This is a genomic window from Pseudomonas neustonica, assembly GCF_003797945.1.
Taxonomy (GTDB): Bacteria; Pseudomonadota; Gammaproteobacteria; order Pseudomonadales; family Pseudomonadaceae; genus Halopseudomonas; species Halopseudomonas neustonica.
Map to the genome: position 1 here is coordinate 24,992 of NZ_RKKU01000018.1, position 18,915 is coordinate 43,906.

Here is an 18,915-nt window from a genome sequence, read left to right on the forward strand (position 1 = left end):
ATACAGGTGTTTGAACACTAGGGATCTGCAGCCACCAGGTCAAGCTGCGGTAGGGACCATTACCTCGCTTGATGCTAGGCCATAACACAGGACCAAGCACCCTGATTGCGCCTGACTGATGAACCTTAAAGCGCCAAGTCCCTTGCGGTCGCAGAGCAAGACCCCCTAGCATGGTCACCTCGTTTTCCAGCCTGCGCCTGACGCAGAAGGATCTATCTTGGCTTCACTTGCGGACCTGCAGTTCGACAACCGCTTCGCCCAACTGGGCGACACTTTTTCTACTCGAGTTACGCCGGAACCGCTGCAAAACCCGAGGTTGGTGATCAGTAGCCCCAGCGCCATGCGTCTAATCGACCTGACGCCAGAAGAAGCCAATAGCGAGCTATTTACCGAACTCTTCTCCGGGCACAAGATCTGGAGCAGCGCAGAACCACGGGCAATGGTTTACTCCGGCCATCAGTTCGGCGGCTACAACCCCAAGCTGGGTGACGGCCGGGGCCTGTTACTGGGCGAAGTACTCAATCAGGCCGGCGAACACTGGGACCTGCACCTCAAGGGCGCGGGCAGCACCCCCTATTCGCGCATGGGCGATGGCCGCGCAGTGCTGCGCTCATCAATTCGAGAATTCCTTGGCTCGGAAGCGCTGCATGCGCTCGGCATACCCACCAGCCGCGCACTCTGCGTCACCTTGGGTGACAATCCCGTTTACCGCGAACGCGAGGAGCGAGCAGCCATGCTGCTGCGGCTATCACAGTCGCACATTCGCTTTGGTCACTTCGAATACTTTTATTACACCCGCCAGCATGATGCCCTCCGCGAGCTGCTTAACTTTACCCTGCGTACTTGCTACCCAGAATGCCTCACAGACGCACAGCCAGAACTGGCTATGTACCGTGAAGTGCTGAAACGAACCGCTGAGATGATTGCCTGGTGGCAAGCCTACGGCTTCTGCCACGGCGTGATGAACACCGACAACATGTCGATTCTGGGCATTACCTTCGACTTTGGCCCCTACGCCTTCCTCGATGCATTCGACGTACGCCACGTCTGCAATCACTCCGACCATGAAGGCCGTTACGCCTTTCATCGCCAACCCGCCATCGCGCAATGGAACCTCGCCTGCCTGGCGCAGGCACTAACTCCCTTTATTGATGTAGAAACCCTGAAGACCGAAGTCGCCAGCTTTATGCCGACCTTTGAACAGCACTATCTGGAGCTGATGCGACGGCGACTGGGGTGGGCAGATGCCCAACGCGGAGATGGCGATCTTATAGAACAACTACTGCAGCTGATGCAGGACAGCGGGAGCGACTTCACTCTCTGCCTGCGCCTTCTGGCAGAAGACAGTACAGCGCTGCGCGATCACTTTGTTGACCGTGACGCCTTCGATCGCTGGCATGCCGAGCACTTGCACCGCAGGGGTGGCAACGCAGAACAGGCCGAAGCCTTGCAGGCCAACCCGATTTACCTGCTACGCAATTACTTGGCGCAGAACGCGATTGCTGCCGCTGAGCAAGGTGACTTCACTGAGGTCAGGAAGCTGCACGACCTGCTGACAACGCCCTTTACCAGGCAGACCGACGCCGAAGAATACGCTGCAGCGCCACCGGACTGGGGCAAACACCTGGAGATCAGTTGCTCATCCTGAAGCTGGTTAAATAGACACCGTTTTTTATTCTTTTTAAGCATATAAAAATCAGTTTTTGTACTTGGACAAACTTAAGAATCCCTCTTAATGTGGCGCCCATACGGGTTCCGACAGGTGGAGCCGAATACCTCACACGAGATTCAGGTAACCATGAGCTGGGATTCGCTGCCATTGATTGGCGTCGCACTACTACTGTGCTGGGTGTTTTACTCCTTTGCACGGGAGAAGTTCAGCCCCGATGTGGTGGTCGGGATTGCTGTCGCCGTACTACTGGTAAGTCAGCTGTTATCACCCGCCGATGTTCTGAGTGTGCTGTCCAACAGCGCACCCATCACTATTGCCTGCATGTTTATCTTGTCCGGCGCGCTGGAACGCACCGGTTGCGTAGAAACCCTGGGTAACTGGTTGTCGCGCATGGGTGGCGGCAGCCCGTGGCGCACCCTGTTCAGTCTGATGATGACAGCGATGCTGCTATCCACCTTCATCAACAACACGCCAGTGGTCGCCATCCTGACGCCGGTCGCCATTGCACTGGCCACGCAGGTTGGCAGCAAGCCATCGAAGATGCTGATCCCCTTGTCCTACGCCACTATATTGGGCGGCACCATGACCATGATCGGCACCTCGACCAACATTCTGGTGGATGGTGTGGCTCGGCAAATGGGCATGGAGCCCTTCGGCATGTTCGACATTACCCTGCCCGGCGCCATCCTGGCAGCCATCGGCATGGTCTTCATTCTGCTGATCGGTTATCGACTGCTGCCCGAGCGCGAGAGCCTTTCGCGTCAGTTACGTCCGGATCAGGCGCGCACCTTCATGACCGAGCTGCTGGTTCCACATGACTCGCCAGTGGTCAACCAAACCATCAGCCAGGCCAGCCTTAACGGCAACAGCGGCATAAGCGTACTAAAGATATTCCGTGGCGATGAGGAGTTATCCACTCCGCTAAACGACACCCTGCTGCACGCGGGCGACCGCCTGGTGCTGCATACCACCATGCGCGATTTTGTTGAATTGCGGCAAAACGGCCTGCTCGCCTTTAACCGCGAAGACAGTGCCAACTTTGAAACCATCTCGACCCGTGATGTGATGCTGGCAGAGGCTATAGTTGGGCGCAATTCGCGATACAGCCACCGCCCCATGCGCGACCTCAACCTGACCGCCCGTTACGGTATTCACGTATTAGCGATTCACCGTCAGAACGAGAACATTCAGAACAACCTGGATGAGTTCCAGCTGCAGTTTGGCGATGTCATGCTGGTAGAAGGCACGCCCGCCCAGATCAAGAAATTCGCCGACAACGGCGAATTAATCAGCCTGAACTCGGTGCAGGAGCGGGCTTACCGTCGCAACAAGGCACCGATCGCGATAGCCGCCGTGGTTGCGGTGATGGTGCTGGCCGCGCTGAAGGTCATGCCGATAGAAGGCCTGGCCATGATCGCGGCCGCGCTGGTGGTTGCCACCGGCTGCCTGGATACCGAAGACGCCTACAAGGCCATCGACTGGCGCATTCTCACTCTGATCTTCGGCATGCTGGCCATCAGTATCGCCATGAACAAGGTCGGGCTGGTCGATACGGTGGTCAGTCATGTGATGACCTTAGCGCCGTTACTCGGTCCGCTGTTCATGCTGTCCTTTATTTACTTGCTGACGTCAGTGCTTACCGAAGTGATCAGCAACAACGCGGTGGCCGTGCTGGTCACACCCATCGCCATTGGTGTCGCGCAGCAGCTGGGCGCGGACCCTCGCCCCTTTGTGGTGGCGGTGATGTTTGCGGCCAGTGCCAGCTTTGCGACGCCCATTGGCTACCAGACCAATACCTTCGTATACAGCGCCGGTGGCTACCGCTTCAGCGACTTCATGCGCATTGGTGTGCCACTCAACCTCATCATGTGGGCCGCTGGCTCGCTGATCATCCCCTTGATCTGGCCTCTGTTCCCATAAGGGTCGCGCTGGCGCGTGCAAGCTGCAAGCTGCAAGCTGCAAGCTGCAAGCTGCAAGCTGCAAGAAGCGTGGATGCTGCCGCGCGGTCGTCAAGGGGTTTCTACCAACGTATGCGCTACCCAGAACCAAAAAAACCCGCAGGTCGGAACCCGCGGGTTTACTTCTAGCTTCTAGCTTACCGCTCGCCTAGCGCGAGGCGTCCAGCGCCTGCTGCAGGTCAGCCAGAATGTCATCGATGTGCTCGATACCGATCGACAGCCGCACCATATCGCGCGGCACACCCGCCTTGGCGAGTTCCTCATCATCAAGCTGGCGATGGGTCGTTGAGGCCGGATGACAGGCCAGAGATTTGGCATCACCGATGTTGACCAAGCGTACCACCAACTCTAGCGCATCGATAAAACGCGCTCCTGCTTCCTGTCCGCCCTTGATGCCAAACGACAGCACTGAAGCAGGCTTGCCGCCCATATAACGCTGCGCCAGCGCGTGCTCGGGATGGTCCTCCAAACCCGCGTACTGCACCCAAACAACCTGGTCATGGTCTTTCAGGTACCGTGCTACCGCGATCGCATTGTCGCAGTGCCGCTCCATACGCAACGCCAGCGTCTCCATCCCCTGCAGAATCATGAAGGCATTGAAGGGCGACAGAGCGGCGCCCATGTTGCGCAACGGCACAACCCGGCAGCGGCCAATAAAGGCAGCAGGACCAAAGGCCTCGGTATAGACCACACCGTGATAGGACGGATCAGGCGTATTCAGCAAGGGAAAACGCTCTGCCTGCTGCGTCCAGGGGAAGCTGCCACCGTCAACCACGATGCCGCCCAGTGTGGTGCCGTGGCCGCCCATGTACTTAGTCAACGAGTGAACCACGATATCGGCGCCGAACTCAAACGGACGACAGAGCGCTGGCGTCGCGACCGTGTTGTCCACAATCAGCGGCACGCCATGCCGATGGGCAGCGTCAGCCAGTGCCTGAATGTCCAGAATATTGCCCGAGGGGTTACCGATTGATTCGCAGAACACTGCCTTGGTACGGCTATCAATCAATTGCTCCAGCGCCGCCACATCGTCATGCGCCGCAAAACGCACCTCGATACCCTGACGCGGTAGCGTGTGGGCAAATAGGTTATAGGTGCCGCCATAGAGCTTGGCCACCGAAACGATGTTGTCGCCCGTCTCCGCCAGGGTTTGAATGGCCGCAGTAATAGCTGCCATACCCGATGCCATAGCCAGTGCGCCCACGCCGCCTTCCAGCGCAGCAACGCGCTGCTCCAGCACGTCGTTGGTCGGGTTCATGATCCGCGAGTAGATATTACCCGGCACTTTCAGGTCGAAAAGGTCGGCCCCGTGCTGAGTATCATCAAAAGAGTATGAGGTAGTTTGGTAAATAGGTACGGCCACCGCATGAGTGGTGGGATCGGGGGTGTAACCAGCGTGTATGGCGAGCGTTTCCAGTTTCATGGCGCTGTCCTTGTTATGAAGTCCAGCACCGAGCATGCAGAAGGTAACGCAATCGGTCAATCAAACTACCGTTGCGTTATGGCACGCCAAAACCGACGCTTACTGGCCTTCGATATGATCGTGCAAGGCAATGAACTGTTGCGTCAGCTTATGCCGGCCATCGAGAAAGATCAGCGGCGTAGCTGCCTGGTGCGACTCGCGCATACGCACCGAGCTATTGAGATAAACCGGTAATACCGGCAAACCTTCGGCTATGAGCTCGTCCAGAATCTGCTGTGGCAAAGCGGCACGTGGCTGAAACTGATTAACCACAATACCTTCTACCTGCAAGTCTTCGTTATGCTCTTCACGCACATCATTCAGCTCCGCCAACAGCCCGTAAAGCGCCTGCCGCGAAAACGCATCACAGTCGAACGGGATCAATACACGATCTGCGGCAATCAGTGCTGACATGGTGTAGAAGTTGAAGGCGGGAGCGGTATCAATGTAGATACGCTCATAACTGTCCTTCAGATCCTTGAGCAGCTTGCGCAACTTCTGAATTTTGTAACGTGACTCCAACTTGTGCTGCAGGTCGGCCAGCTCAGGACTACCGGGCATCAACCATAGGTTTTCGAAGGGCGTTTCCACCACGAACTGCTCGGCTTTTTTGCCAAACAGTCCGCTGGTCAGGGTTTGCGTAAAGAACTCGGCGATGGTGGTGTCGATATCCGCCATGCCCTCACCAAGCAAGTAATGGCTTGAGTTGGCCTGCGGATCCAGATCGATGACCAGCGTCTTGTATCCTGCCGCCGCGCTTACTGCGGCCAGGTTGCAGGCAATACTGGATTTACCGACACCGCCCTTCTGGTTGAATACCACCCTGCGCATACGCCTCTCCTTTCCGATAGCCTGTTGGTGAACAACCGGTTCAGTATCTGGCCCGGCGGGCCAGATACGCAACCTTTCTCAGCCTACGATAGCAGCCGGATCATGATAAATAGCTGACATTTCGTGCACTGCCTCAATAAAGGCACCCGCATGCGCCGGGTCTACCTCAGGCGTGATGCCATGGCCCAGGTTGAATACATGACCATTACCCTTGCCATAACTAGCCAGAATACGCGCCACTTCGGCGCGGATGGCCGCAGGCTTGGCATAAAGCACGGTCGGATCCATGTTGCCCTGCAGAGCTACCTTGGCACCAACGCGTGAACGAGCTACCCCCATATCCATGGTCCAGTCCAGCCCCAGTGCATCCGCGCCAACATCGGCAATGCTCTCCAGCCACAAACCGCCGTTTTTGGTGAACAGGATAACGGGCACTTTACGGCCATCATTCTCGCGAATAAGACCGGCGACAATCTTGCGCATGTATGCGAGCGAGAACTTCTGATAGGCATCGGACGACAGATTGCCGCCCCAGGTATCGAAAATTTGCACCGCCTGAGCGCCAGCCATGATCTGGCCGTTCAAATAACTGATAACCGAATCAGCCAGCTTGTCGAGCAGCAGATGCATGGCTTCAGGTTGATCGTAAAGCATCGCCTTGGTCTTGCGAAAATCCTTGGATGAGCCGCCCTCAACCATATAGGTCGCTAGCGTCCAGGGACTGCCAGAGAAGCCGATTAGCGGCACCCGACCATTCAACTCGCGGCGAATTGTACGCACGGCACCCATTACATAACCCAGGTCTTTCTCGGGATCTGGGATCGGCAACGCCTCGATGTCCGCCGGGGTATCGATAACCTTGCGGAAGCGCGGACCTTCGCCGGTCTCGAAATAAAGACCCTGACCCATTGCATCGGGAATGGTCAGAATGTCGGAAAACAGAATGGCGGCATCCAACGGATAGCGCTCCAGCGGCTGCAGGGTTACCTCGCAAGCCATATCCGGATTGGTGCACAGTCCCATGAAATCACCTGCGCGTGCGCGCGACTCACGGTACTCAGGCAAATAGCGCCCGGCCTGCCGCATCATCCATACCGGCGTGACATCGACCGGCTGACGCTGCAGGGCACGAAGAAAGCGATCATTCTTGAGTTCAGTCATGGGGTAGTTATCCAGTTACCATATCAGCGGGCATTGTACCGGGAATGCGGACAAAGATCAGGCGCCCTGAAATAACAAGGGCGCCCTAGGGCGCCCTTGTTGAACCGCAATGAACAAACAGCTGGTTACAGCTCAAGATACTCGAGAATACCTTCAGCAGCCTGACGGCCCTCCCAGATGGCGGTCACGACCAGATCAGAGCCGCGAACCATATCACCACCAGCGAAGATCTTGGGGTTGGTCGTCTGGAACTTGTACTGACCTTCCTCAGGCGCGACTACGCGGCCCTGGCTATCGGTACCCACTTCCTTCTCGGAGAACCAGTCTGCAGGACTGGGACGAAAGCCAAAGGCGATGATTACCGCATCTGCCGGCAGCACCTCTTCCGAGCCAGGGATCGGCTCAGGACTGCGACGGCCACGTGCATCGGGCTCACCCAGGCGCGTTTCTACAACCTTGACGCCTTCGACCCGATCTTCACCGACGATGGCGATAGGCTGACGGTTGAACAGAAACTTGACCCCTTCGTCCTTGGCGTTCTTCACTTCCTTGCGCGAGCCCGGCATGTTGGCCTCGTCGCGCCGGTAGGCACAGGCGACCGAAGAGGCACCCTGGCGGATCGAGGTGCGATTGCAATCCATCGCAGTATCACCACCACCCAGCACCACTACTTTCTTGCCTTTCAAGCCAATAAAGTCTTCCGGCGCTTTCTCAAAACCCAGGTTGCGATTGACGTTGGCAACCAGGAAGTCCAGCGCGTCGTGTACACCTGGCAGGTCTTCGCCCGGGAAGCCGCCCTTCATGTAGGTATAAGTACCCATACCCATAAAGACCGCGTCGTACTCCTCAAGCAGGTCGTCAATACTCACGTCCTTGCCGATCTCGGTGTTCAGGCGAAACTCGATGCCCATACCCTCAAAAATCTCGCGACGCCGCGACATGACCGTTTTTTCCAGCTTGAACTCGGGAATACCAAAGGTAAGCAGACCACCGATTTCAGGATAGCGATCAAATACCACCGGACTCACACCAGCTCTTGCCAGCACATCTGCACACCCGAGACCCGCCGGACCAGCACCGATGATGGCGACGCGCTTACCGGTAGGAACAACCGCGGACAGATCGGGACGCCAGCCCATCGCGAATGCAGTATCAGTGATGTACTTCTCGACGTTGCCGATAGTCACCGCACCAAAACCATCATTCAGCGTGCAGGCACCTTCACAGAGGCGGTCCTGTGGGCAAACCCGACCACAGACTTCCGGCAACGTATTGGTCTGATGCGACAGCTCGGCCGCTTCCAGGATGTTGCCTTCAGACACCAGCTTCAGCCAGTTGGGAATGAAGTTGTGCACAGGACACTTCCACTCACAATAGGGGTTGCCGCACTCCAGACAACGATGTGACTGATCCGCAGCCTCTTCCGGCTTGAACTGCTCGTGGATTTCTACGAACTGAGTCTTGCGCGTGCGCAGCGCGCGCTTTTTCGGGTCTTCACGACCAACATCGATAAACTGGAAGTCGTTACTTAAACGGTCTGCCATATCTAAACCTCATCAGTGCAGCGCAACCATTACCTGTGGCGCTGCCGAATCTCTATCGCTGACCGGGCGGCACGGGCTGCCCGGTCGCAGGTATTCCCGCTGATTACTGCGGGTTGGCTCTGGTGCTGGTCAAGAGCGCGCGCAAGCTGGCGGCCTTAGGCTTGACCAACCAGAAGCGACGAATAAAGTCGTCCAGGTTGTCCAGCACCTCAGCACCCCATGGGCTGCCCGTCTCGGCTACATACTCGGTCAGCACCTGCGTCAAATGACTGCGGTAGACTTCCATTGACTCGCTACTGATGCGATGCAGCTCGACCAGCTCATGGTTCAGCTTGTCAAAGAAACTGTTGTCACGATCCAGTACGTAGGCGAAACCACCCGTCATACCCGCACCAAAGTTGTGACCAGTACTGCCTAGCACACAGACCATGCCGCCAGTCATATACTCACAGCAGTGATCACCGGCACCTTCAATGACTGCGTGGCAACCGGAGTTGCGCACCGCAAATCGCTCACCCGCAATACCGGCAGCAAACAGCTTGCCACCGGTCGAACCATACAGGCAGGTATTGCCGATAATAGATGTATGCTCGGAGCGGAACGGACTGCCCTGTGGCGGCACTATGACCAGCTTACCGCCGGTCATGCCCTTACCGACATAGTCGTTGGCATCACCTTCCAGGTACATGTTCAAGCCACCGGCATTCCAAACACCGAAACTCTGACCCGCAGTACCCTTGAAGCGATAGGTAATAGGCGCACTGACCATGCCCTGGTTGCCATGCACCTTGGCGATCTCGCCCGAGACGCGTGCGCCAATGGAGCGATCACAGTTGGTCAGCTTCATCTCAAACTCACCACCGGTGCGCCCATCGATACAGGCACGCGCCATTTCGACCATCTTCTCGGCGGTCTCGCCCTTGTCAAAAGGCGGATTGCGCGGCTGCATGCAGAACTGCGGCTTATCGGCCGCCACATCCTTGCTGAACAGCAGCGGCTCAAGATCCAGGTTCTGCTGCTTGCTGGTGCTGCCTGGCAGAATCTCCAAAAGATCAGTACGACCAATAAGCTCTTCCAGAGAGCTCACACCCAGCTTGGCTAGCCATTCACGGGTTTCGGTAGCGACATAGGTGAAGTAATTCATCACCATCTCGACAGTACCAATATAGTGGTTGTCACGCAGGTGCTCATTCTGTGTTGCGACACCGGTTGCGCAGTTGTTCAGGTGACAGATGCGCAGGTACTTACAACCCAGCGCGATCATCGGGCCGGTACCGAAGCCAAAGCTTTCGGCGCCAAGAATGGCTGCCTTGATCACATCAAGACCGGTTTTCAAGCCACCGTCTGTCTGTACCCGGACCTTTCCGCGCAGGTCATTACCACGCAGCGTCTGATGCGCTTCAGACAGCCCAAGTTCCCATGGCGAACCGGCATAACGAATGGACGTCAGCGGCGAAGCACCAGTGCCGCCGTCGTAACCGGAGATGGTAATCAGGTCAGCGTAAGCCTTGGCCACACCCGCGGCGATAGTGCCAACACCAGGCTCGGATACCAGCTTAACCGACACCAGCGCAGCCGGATTAACCTGTTTCAGGTCAAAGATCAGCTGAGACAAATCTTCGATGGAATAGATATCGTGATGCGGCGGTGGCGAAATAAGTGTGACGCCAGGCACAGCATAACGCAGGCGAGCAATCAGCTCGTTTACCTTACCACCCGGCAACTGACCACCTTCGCCGGGCTTGGCACCCTGCGCGACCTTGATCTGCAGCACATCGGCGTTAACCAGATACTCAGGCGTCACACCAAAGCGTCCGGACGCAATCTGCTTGATACGCGAGGTACGCTCGGTACCGTAACGCGCAGGGTCTTCACCCCCCTCACCGGAGTTGGAGCGAGCGCCAAGACGGTTCATTGCCTCGGCAATGGCCTCATGCGCCTCAGGCGACAAGGCTCCGAGCGAGATACCCGCCGAGTCAAAGCGCTTGAATATCTGCTCAAGGGGCTCAACTTGGTCGAGCGCGATCGGCGCCTGATCATCACGCACTTTCAGCAGGTCACGCAGCGACGCCACCGGGCGGTTGTTTACCAAAGCCGCGTATTCAAGGTACTTATCGTAGCTATCACCCTGCACGGCATCCTGCAACGCACGTACCACATCAGGGTTGTACGCGTGGTACTCACCACCGAAGACAAATTTCAACAAGCCACCTTGCTGAATCGACTTGCGTGGATTCCAGGCTTCCTTGGCCAGCAGTAGCTGTTCATCCTGCAGATCGCAGAAACGCGCGCCCTGAATGCGGCTGGCGACACCCTTGAAACAAAGGTCAACGATCTCATCGGCCAAGCCAACGGCTTCAAACAGTTGCGCACCCCGGTAAGAGGCGATGGTCGAGATACCCATCTTCGACAGGATTTTCAACAAGCCTTTTGAGATACCTTTGCGGTAGCTCTTGAAGACTTCGTACAAGTCGCCGATGACCTCACCGGTGCGCAGCAGGTCACCCAGCACTTCATACGCCAGGTACGGATAGACTGCAGAGGCACCAAAACCGATCAACACCGCATAATGATGTGGATCACGCGTGGTCGCCGTCTCAACCAGGATGTTGCACTCGGAACGAATACCGACCGCAGTCAAATGGTGGTGCACAGCACCCACTGCCAGTGCAGCGTGCACTGGCAGTTTGCCCGTTTCAATTAAGCGGTCACTGAGCACGATGAGTGACTTGCCTTCACGTACTGCGGCTTCAGCCTGCCTGGCGATATCACTTACCGCATCGCCCAGCGGCATGGACTCGTCCACGTTGAGATCGATCGTGTGTACAGAGAATCCAGGGCGCTCCAGATGCATCAGCGTGCGCCACTTCGCAGGCGAAATCACAGGAGAGCTCAGGATCGCACGGTTAGCGTGATCAGCAGTCTCTTCAAAGACATTACGCTCAGCGCCAAGACAGGTCTCAAGGGACATGACAATGGCTTCGCGCAGCGGATCGATAGGCGGATTGGTCACCTGGGCAAACTGCTGACGGAAGTAGTCATAGACCGAGCGAACCCGGCTGGACAATACCGCCATCGGGGTATCGTCGCCCATGGAACCAACCGCTTCCTGACCATTCTCGGCCAACGGACGCAGTACCTGATCACGCTCTTCGAAGGTGACCTGGAACATTTTCATATACTGCTTCAGACGTTCGGCGCCCAAAAAGTCGGAGCCGTGATCGCGGTCATCAAGCTTTGCCTGAATACGCAGGGCATTTTCTTTCAGCCACTTGCGGTAGGGGTGGCGCGACTTGAGGCGATCAGCAACATCATCGGTATGCAGCACTTCACCGGTTTCGGTATCGACTGCCAGAATCTGACCAGGACCAACGCGGCCTTTACTGATCACGTCTTCAGGCTGGTAATTCCACACGCCGATTTCTGAGGCGAGCGTGATGTAACCGTTCTTGGTTACAACGTAGCGCGCAGGGCGCAGACCGTTGCGGTCGAGCAGACACACTGCATAACGACCTTCGGTCAGTACGATACCCGCCGGACCATCCCAGGCCTCCATGTGCATGGAGTTGTATTCATAAAATGCACGCAAGTCGGCATCCATGGTCTCTACGTTCTGCCATGCGGGCGGAACAACCATGCGAATGGCGCGGAACAAATCCATACCACCAGTAATCAATAACTCAAGCATATTGTCCATGCTTGAGGAGTCGGACCCGGTGGTATTGACCAGCGGAGCCAGACTTTCCAGGTCAGGCATCAAATCGTTGGTGAATTTGTTACGACGTGCATGAGCCCAGTTGCGGTTAGCGGTGATGGTATTTATCTCACCGTTATGCGCGACCAGACGGAATGGCTGTGCAAGCGGCCACTTTGGCAAGGTATTGGTAGAGAAACGCTGATGGAACACGCTGATGGCGGTTTCCATGCGGTCATCGCCCAAATCCGGATAAAACTTATCCAGATCGGCCGGCATCATCAGGCCTTTGTAGGAGATAACTTTGTGCGACAGACTACAGACGTAAAAATTGCTATCGGCCTGCATGGCGATTTCCGCCTTGCGACGCACATAGAATAGCTTGACGCCAAACTGCTGCTCGTCGAGGCCATCACCGGAAACGAACAACTGCTCAATGCGCGGCATGCTGCTCAGCGCCAGTGGCCCCAATACCGTCTGGTCAACGGGCACCTCACGCCAACCCAGACTGGTCAGCCCTTGATCCGCCAGCGCGTCGGCAAATGCCTGCTTCGCAGCAGCGGTTGCCGCCGCATCGGCGCCCATAAAGACCATCCCGACAGCGTATTGCTCGGGTAGCTGCACGGACAATTGCTCCTGCGCCACTGCGCGCAGAAAACGATCAGGCTTCTGAATAAGCAGACCACAACCGTCACCGGTCTTGCCGTCGGCATTGATACCGCCACGGTGTGTCATGCATGTCAGGGCTTCAATAGCCGTCTGGAGTAAGTGATGACTGGGCTGACCTTCCATGTGGGCAATCAAGCCGAAGCCACAGTTATCCTTGAACTGATCAGGCTGGTATAAACCTGCTTTCATAGGCACGCTCTCAAAAAGCTATTGAATTCAAGCGCTTACAAGAATCAAAAAAGCATTGATCTGGCCAGGCGCCGGACAAAAGGGGGGTAATTGTACACAGCGACATACCTGGCCACAATTTTTTTTGAGGCCAGCATGCCGCATTCGCATATTCAAATGTCGTAAATAGGCAAGTTTGCGCTTTACTATAGCGCTAATTCAAACACTGATCCAAGCCCTCTTCAGCGAAGCAGAGACGCCATCAAATCGACGTCTCTGCCCTCTGAAATCAACGCAGCGACTTTTGGATATCGCCGAAACTGCGCGGCCAAGGTTTACTGTTGCGCAATGCCTGCGGCAAGCCAGCAATTCCGTCCTGAGCGGCTTGGCGGCCGCCATAGCTACCTTGAGTAACAACGAACCACGGAGCACCCTGATGGGTTGTTTCGAAGTAACCAATATCATTTAGCTGCGCGTGCGCTTCAACAAAGCTGACCGCCGACTGCTCGGCGCGCGTCCCCAATAGCTGAATCGCATAGCGGCTGGCGGCCTGCTCTCGATACCACGGTGTCTGACGCGCGCCTGTGCTGCCTTGAGCTACCGAGCTTGCCTTGGGCGGATCGTTGCTCGCAGCAACAGCAGTAGCCGCAGGACTCGCTGGAGCAGGCAACGCTGGAGCAGCGACCGGAGCGACCGGTGGGCTGCTTGCTGCAGACTCAGCAGCGCTTGTTGCCGCAACCACTGGCGGCGGCGACTCTGGCTCTGGCGCGGGGGCAGCTTCAACTACTTCTGGAACATCAGCATCATCAGTTTCTGCAACGGGAGAAGGCGAAACACCTGTCGCCATATCACTACCCGCAGGCAGCGGTGCAGTTGGCGGCACGGGACTCTCAAGCTCAGCATCCCCATTCAAACGCACTTCCGGGATAGGCTCAGGCAACGCCAAAACAGTCGTTTCCGGTTCTTTGGGCTGATCGCCCATGTACCATGCAACGCCCACACCCAGCGCTACCAAGGCCAATGCGGCCAAAGTACCAATCGGCAGCCCACCGCGCTTGGCCCGCTCGGCAGCAGCCAGAGGTGCTTGCTCCATGGATTCGAGCATAATCCGACGACCCGCTTCATTAATAGCGCCCGGCCAGCCTCCCGACTGATCATGGACAGCAGCAATCTGCTCATCTGACAGCAACTCAATGCCTTGACCAGCCCCTTCGAGGCGCTGCCCGAGGTAATCGCGAGTCTCATCCAGATCAAGCGGCTGCAGCGCAGCAAGGTGGAACGCACTGTCTTCCGGAGATGCCTGCAACGACTCTAATGCAGGCGCGATTAGCTCTGCATCCGCAAACAAAAACACGCGAGGGGCAGTCTGACCCGCTTCGGCGATTTCAGTAAGCATACTGAGAGCAGATGGCTCCAACGCTTCCGCATCGTCAATAACCAGATAAAGCTGAATACCTACAGCGTCGCTAGACTGCGACTTATCCAACAGGCTTCCAACATCACGGCCGTCGGCATTGACCGCTTGGCAGACATAACCCAGCAAGGCATCTTCAGCGGAAAATTCGCGCGCAGACAGCACAACGCATTGCACGCTCTCCTTGTTACTGCTGGCGACCAAAGCTTGGCGTAACAAGGTTTTGCCACTACCTTCTGGCCCCGTAACCACGAGCATTTGGCTACTATAGCGAGCCAGATGATGCAGCTCTGCTAGAACGGGCTTGCGCTTCGGCGTAAAGAACTTGAAGCCCGGCGTACGAGGAGCAAAGGGATCGTGGCTGAACTGATAATAATCCAGCAACCGGTCGATTTCATTCATTGAGGTGAAACCCTCTTCCTTGTTTGACGTCATTCTGGCGACATCGCCAAGCAGTCTGATAGTGCCGTTGTATCAAAATCCGCGGTTACGATCGCGTCGCCCAGCCCCTTAAGCAGAACCAAGCGTAGCTGCCCATCCAGCACTTTTTTGTCGACCGCCATAAGACGCCTGAAGTCTGCTGCCAACATGCTTTGGGGAGGTGTCACCGGCAAGCCCGCCGAGGCAACTATATCTTTGCCGCGAGCAAGCTCGTCAGAACCAATCCAGCCCATACGCGCAGAAAGATCCAGCGCCATTACCATTCCAGCACCTACCGCCTCACCGTGTAACCAAACGCCATAGCCCTGATGCGTTTCGATGGCATGGCCAAAGGTATGCCCAAAGTTCAGCAGTGCGCGCACACCGCCCTCTCGCTCGTCTTCTGCCACCACTTCGGCTTTAATCGAACAGGAGCGCTCAATCGCCTCGGTCACTGCGCCGGGATCAAGCGCACGCAGGCGCGGCATATTGGACTCTAGCCACGTCAAAAAAAGAGCATCACGAATAAAGCCGTATTTGATGATTTCCGCCAAGCCTGCGCTAACCTCACGCGGAGGCAGCGTTTGCAAGCTGGCGGTATCTATCAATACCGCTTGGGGCTGATAGAAAGCACCAATCATGTTTTTGCCGGCAGGGTGGTTAATGCCGGTTTTCCCGCCTACTGACGAGTCAACTTGAGATAGGAGAGTCGTGGGTATCTGAATGAAATCCACACCTCGTTGATAGCACGCAGCGGCAAACCCCGTCATATCACCTATTACGCCGCCACCTAATGCAATCAAGGTAGTCCTGCGATCATGTCTGTCAGTCAGCAGCGCATCAAATATCTGCTGCAGGGTAGTCCAGTTCTTGAACGCCTCGCCCGTAGGCAATATTACTCTGGTGATCCTGTAACCACTCAAAGCCGATTCCAGGGCATCCAGGTAAAGAGGCGCGACCGTATCGTCGGTGACGATACAAACCTGCTTGCCCTTGATGTGCGACGCCAAAAGACCAGGCTTTTCAAAAAGGCCCGACCCTATATAAATAGGATAACTACGGTCACCAAGATCGACATTCAAACACTGCATCCAACTTCTCCCTCTAGCGTTCGCGAAGCATACAACATACGGCCTTCGCGCGGATATGCCGCCCACGCAAAAGCCTTTAAAGCGAAGAAATCAGATCAGGGAGAAGTGAGTTACTTAAAGGGCAATGCAATCAATAAAGCACGAAAGGCATCCAGCCCGCACACCAGGTGCGAGCTATCCCTCCAGCAACTTGGTCACTATGGTGTTGACTACGTTTTTGGGGCCACGCTGATCTGTCTCTATAACCAGGTCAGCTATATCCATATAAAGCGGATCGCGCTTGGCCATCAGGTCACGCAAAACGCTCTCCGGATCGCTAGTCTGCAACAAGGGACGTTGCCGATCTTTAGCTGTGCGCTGTAATTGCTGTTCGACGCTGGTACGCAGGTAAACCACTAAGCCATGTGCCGCCAATGCAGAGCGATTTGCATCACGCATAACGACGCCACCGCCGGTAGCGAGCACTATCCCGTCTTCTTGCACGAGCTCGGCGATCATAGCCTCTTCACGCTGCCTGAAGCCTTCTTCACCTTCAACATCAAAGATCCAGGGAATATCCGCACCCGTTCGCACCTCAATCTCACGATCAGAGTCCTTGAACGGGTATTTGAGTTCCTTGGCAAGAAGACGCCCGATGGTGCTTTTACCTGCCCCCATCGGGCCTACCAGAAAAACGTTATTCAAGCCCATTATCTTGCAAGCGTAATGGCGCCGTTGTTGATAATGCGCGGAGTGAGGAAGATCAACAGCTCATTCTTACTCTCGTTAGTAACATCTCGACGAAAAGCTCGCCCTAACAGCGGCAAATCACCAAGAAAGGGCACCTTCTCCTCGGCACTTTGAGTTTGGCTAGAGAAAACGCCACCAATCACAATAGTCTCACCATCGGCAACGAGTATTTTGGCATCCACTTCGTTTTTACGGATAGTCGGCACGCCATTTACCACCTGAGTAAAGTCAGCCTCATCCTTAGTAACAACCACCTCCATAATAACCTGATTATCTGGAGTTATCTGTGGAGTGACTTCGAGAGAAAGAACAGCTTCAGCAAAGGCAGTAGTTGTTGCTCCACTTGAGCTGGCCTCTTGGTAGGGAATCTCTGACCCCTTCAGGATTTTGGCCGTCTCTTTGTCTGAGGTGACAACCTTAGGCTGAGATATAATTTCCCCATTACCTGTGCTCTCCATAGCCGAAAGTTGCAAATCAAGAATAGCATTGTCAGTGATAAAGCCAATGCCAATTCCTGATGTGGCGCCAATCACACCCATATCTACAAAGGGTGAATTCGGGTCCCGCTCGGCTATACCGTAGTATCCCCCTGTAGTAGTTCCATCAGGGACAAAATCTGGAGCTTCGCCGATAGACGTTTGAGTATCTTTACCGAATGCATTGAATCGGCTACCCAGATTCAGACTTCCCCCCCAACGGACACCGAGCGCCTTATCGAAACCAACGTTAGCTTCTACAATTCGGGCTTCTATCATGACCTGGCGTACCGGAATATCCAACTGAGTAACGATGCGCCTCAACTCATCAAGCTTCTCTTGAGTTTCCAATGCAATAATACTGTTGGTACGGGCATCAACGGTTAACGATCCTCGCTGGGAGTCTGTGTCTGTGGCAGTGACCGATTGGAATAACTGCGCGATGTCTGCTGCATTGGCATAATTTACCTGAATTAACTCACGACGCAGCGGAGCCAACTCTGAAATTTGCTTCTGCGACTCAAGCTCCTGACGCTCGCGAGCGGCAATCTCGTCAGCTGGCGCAACCAGTAATACATTACCTATTTGGCGCTTATCCAAGCCCTTGGTTTTCAGAACCAAATCCAATGCCTGATCCCAAGGCACATTCTGCAGGCGCAAGGTAATGCTTCCCTGCACAGTGTCACTGGCAACCAGGTTCAAATCAGTAAAGTCCGCAATCAACTGCAACACCGAGCGAACCTCAATATCCTGAAAATTCAGCGACAGCTTCTCACCCGAGTATGTAAAGGAGTCCGCACGACGCTGCTCCACCTCTGCGCGAGTAAGTGGCTTGAAACTGACTGTCAGACGATTATCAGTTTGATAAACCAAGTGCTCATACTGACCAGTTGGCTCAATAACAATACTGGCGTTGTTACCGTTGCTGGACGCGTTGATAAAGTTAACCGGCGTAGCGAAGTCTTTAACATCCAACTGGACTCGCAACTCATCAGGCAAGCGAGTATTTGGAAAATTAAGCTTGACTCGCCCACCCTGCTCTTCAACATCTACCCGGATTGAGGGGTCGGTCAAATCAACAATAACGTTACCTTCGCCGTCATCGCCGCGCTGAAAGTCCAGACTGCTAATGGCACGACCAGAAGTCACTGCGCCAGAGACTGCAGGCTCAGATTCAGCACGCCAATTATCATTGCGCGCCACAGCTGTCTCGGATGCGGAGGCATTCGTGGAGGCTACAGGAGCGCCACCCACCAGCACGAACAGGCTATTGCCTTCAGCGCGCGTTGTGTAAGGTGCCAAATCGGCCAGATTGATAATCAGACGAGTACGATCGTTCGCCTCTACGACGGTAACGCTGCGGGCGTTACCCAGCCCCAATTCACGATTACGCTCACCCAACTTGTTCTTAACACCCGGCAGATCCAAGGCGATACGAGCAGGCTCGTCAATGGTATAACCTTTAGGCGACCCGTTAACCGGCTCATCAAACGTCAGCTTCAGCTCAACGCGATCACCCGGCAGAGACGCAACGTCCATCTTCTGTAAATCTGCGGCCAGGGCCAATGGGCTCAGCAGCGCGAGTGCGGCTGCCAACGATAGTTTTCTGGTTAGAGGCATTTGCTT

At 55.6% G+C, this 18,915-nt stretch carries 11 protein-coding genes; 2 read left to right on the forward strand and 9 right to left on the reverse strand.

What is annotated here, in order from left to right; genetic code table 11:
* The first annotated feature begins 217 nt into the window (after window positions 1–217).
* Together selO and EF096_RS13640 are read left to right on the forward strand one after the other, a co-directional pair.
* Window positions 218–1,648: a protein adenylyltransferase SelO gene (selO, locus tag EF096_RS13635; RefSeq protein ID WP_123890299.1), complete on the forward strand. Its 1,431-nt coding sequence runs from the start codon at window positions 218–220 to the stop codon at window positions 1,646–1,648.
* A 114-nt stretch (window positions 1,649–1,762) separates the two neighbouring features.
* Window positions 1,763–3,592, forward strand: a complete 1,830-nt coding sequence (locus EF096_RS13640; protein WP_256671396.1) for an SLC13 family permease — start codon at window positions 1,763–1,765, stop codon at window positions 3,590–3,592.
* Between the two features lie 186 nt (window positions 3,593–3,778).
* On the opposite strand, the gene EF096_RS13645 is transcribed toward EF096_RS13640, so the two are convergent.
* The 9 genes from EF096_RS13645 to pilQ all read right to left on the reverse strand — a co-directional run bounded on the left by EF096_RS13645 (window position 3,779) and on the right by pilQ (window position 18,909).
* The gene (locus tag EF096_RS13645; protein ID WP_123890303.1) at window positions 3,779–5,053 is read right to left on the reverse strand and encodes a bifunctional O-acetylhomoserine aminocarboxypropyltransferase/cysteine synthase; all 1,275 of its coding nucleotides are present in this window, start codon (window positions 5,051–5,053) and stop codon (window positions 3,779–3,781) included.
* Window positions 5,054–5,152: 99 nt separating this feature from the next.
* Window positions 5,153–5,923, reverse strand: a complete 771-nt coding sequence (locus EF096_RS13650) for a ParA family protein (protein ID WP_123890304.1) — start codon at window positions 5,921–5,923, stop codon at window positions 5,153–5,155.
* 78 nt (window positions 5,924–6,001) lie between these two features.
* Window positions 6,002–7,084 (reverse strand): uroporphyrinogen decarboxylase, encoded by a 1,083-nt coding sequence (hemE, locus tag EF096_RS13655; RefSeq protein ID WP_123890306.1) that lies wholly within the window; start codon window positions 7,082–7,084, stop codon window positions 6,002–6,004.
* Between the two features lie 125 nt (window positions 7,085–7,209).
* On the reverse strand, window positions 7,210–8,628 hold the full coding sequence (locus tag EF096_RS13660; RefSeq protein ID WP_123890308.1) for an FAD-dependent oxidoreductase: 1,419 nt from the start codon (window positions 8,626–8,628) through the stop codon (window positions 7,210–7,212).
* Window positions 8,629–8,731: 103 nt separating this feature from the next.
* The gene (gene gltB / locus EF096_RS13665; protein ID WP_123890310.1) at window positions 8,732–13,180 is read right to left on the reverse strand and encodes a glutamate synthase large subunit; all 4,449 of its coding nucleotides are present in this window, start codon (window positions 13,178–13,180) and stop codon (window positions 8,732–8,734) included.
* Between the two features lie 268 nt (window positions 13,181–13,448).
* Complete coding sequence (locus EF096_RS13670; protein WP_123890312.1) at window positions 13,449–15,008, reverse strand: AAA family ATPase; 1,560 nt, start codon at window positions 15,006–15,008, stop codon at window positions 13,449–13,451.
* Window positions 15,005–16,084 (reverse strand): 3-dehydroquinate synthase, encoded by a 1,080-nt coding sequence (gene aroB, locus EF096_RS13675; protein WP_123890313.1) that lies wholly within the window; start codon window positions 16,082–16,084, stop codon window positions 15,005–15,007. Before aroB ends, EF096_RS13670 begins: the two co-directional genes overlap by 4 nt.
* Window positions 16,085–16,258: 174 nt before the next feature.
* Entirely contained in the window at window positions 16,259–16,768 is a 510-nt protein-coding gene (gene aroK / locus EF096_RS13680) for a shikimate kinase AroK (protein WP_123890315.1), read from the reverse strand.
* Between the two features lie 5 nt (window positions 16,769–16,773).
* Window positions 16,774–18,909, reverse strand: coding sequence for a type IV pilus secretin PilQ (pilQ, locus tag EF096_RS13685; protein ID WP_123890374.1), 2,136 nt, complete (start codon window positions 18,907–18,909; stop codon window positions 16,774–16,776).
* Between the last annotated feature and the right edge of the window lie 6 nt (window positions 18,910–18,915).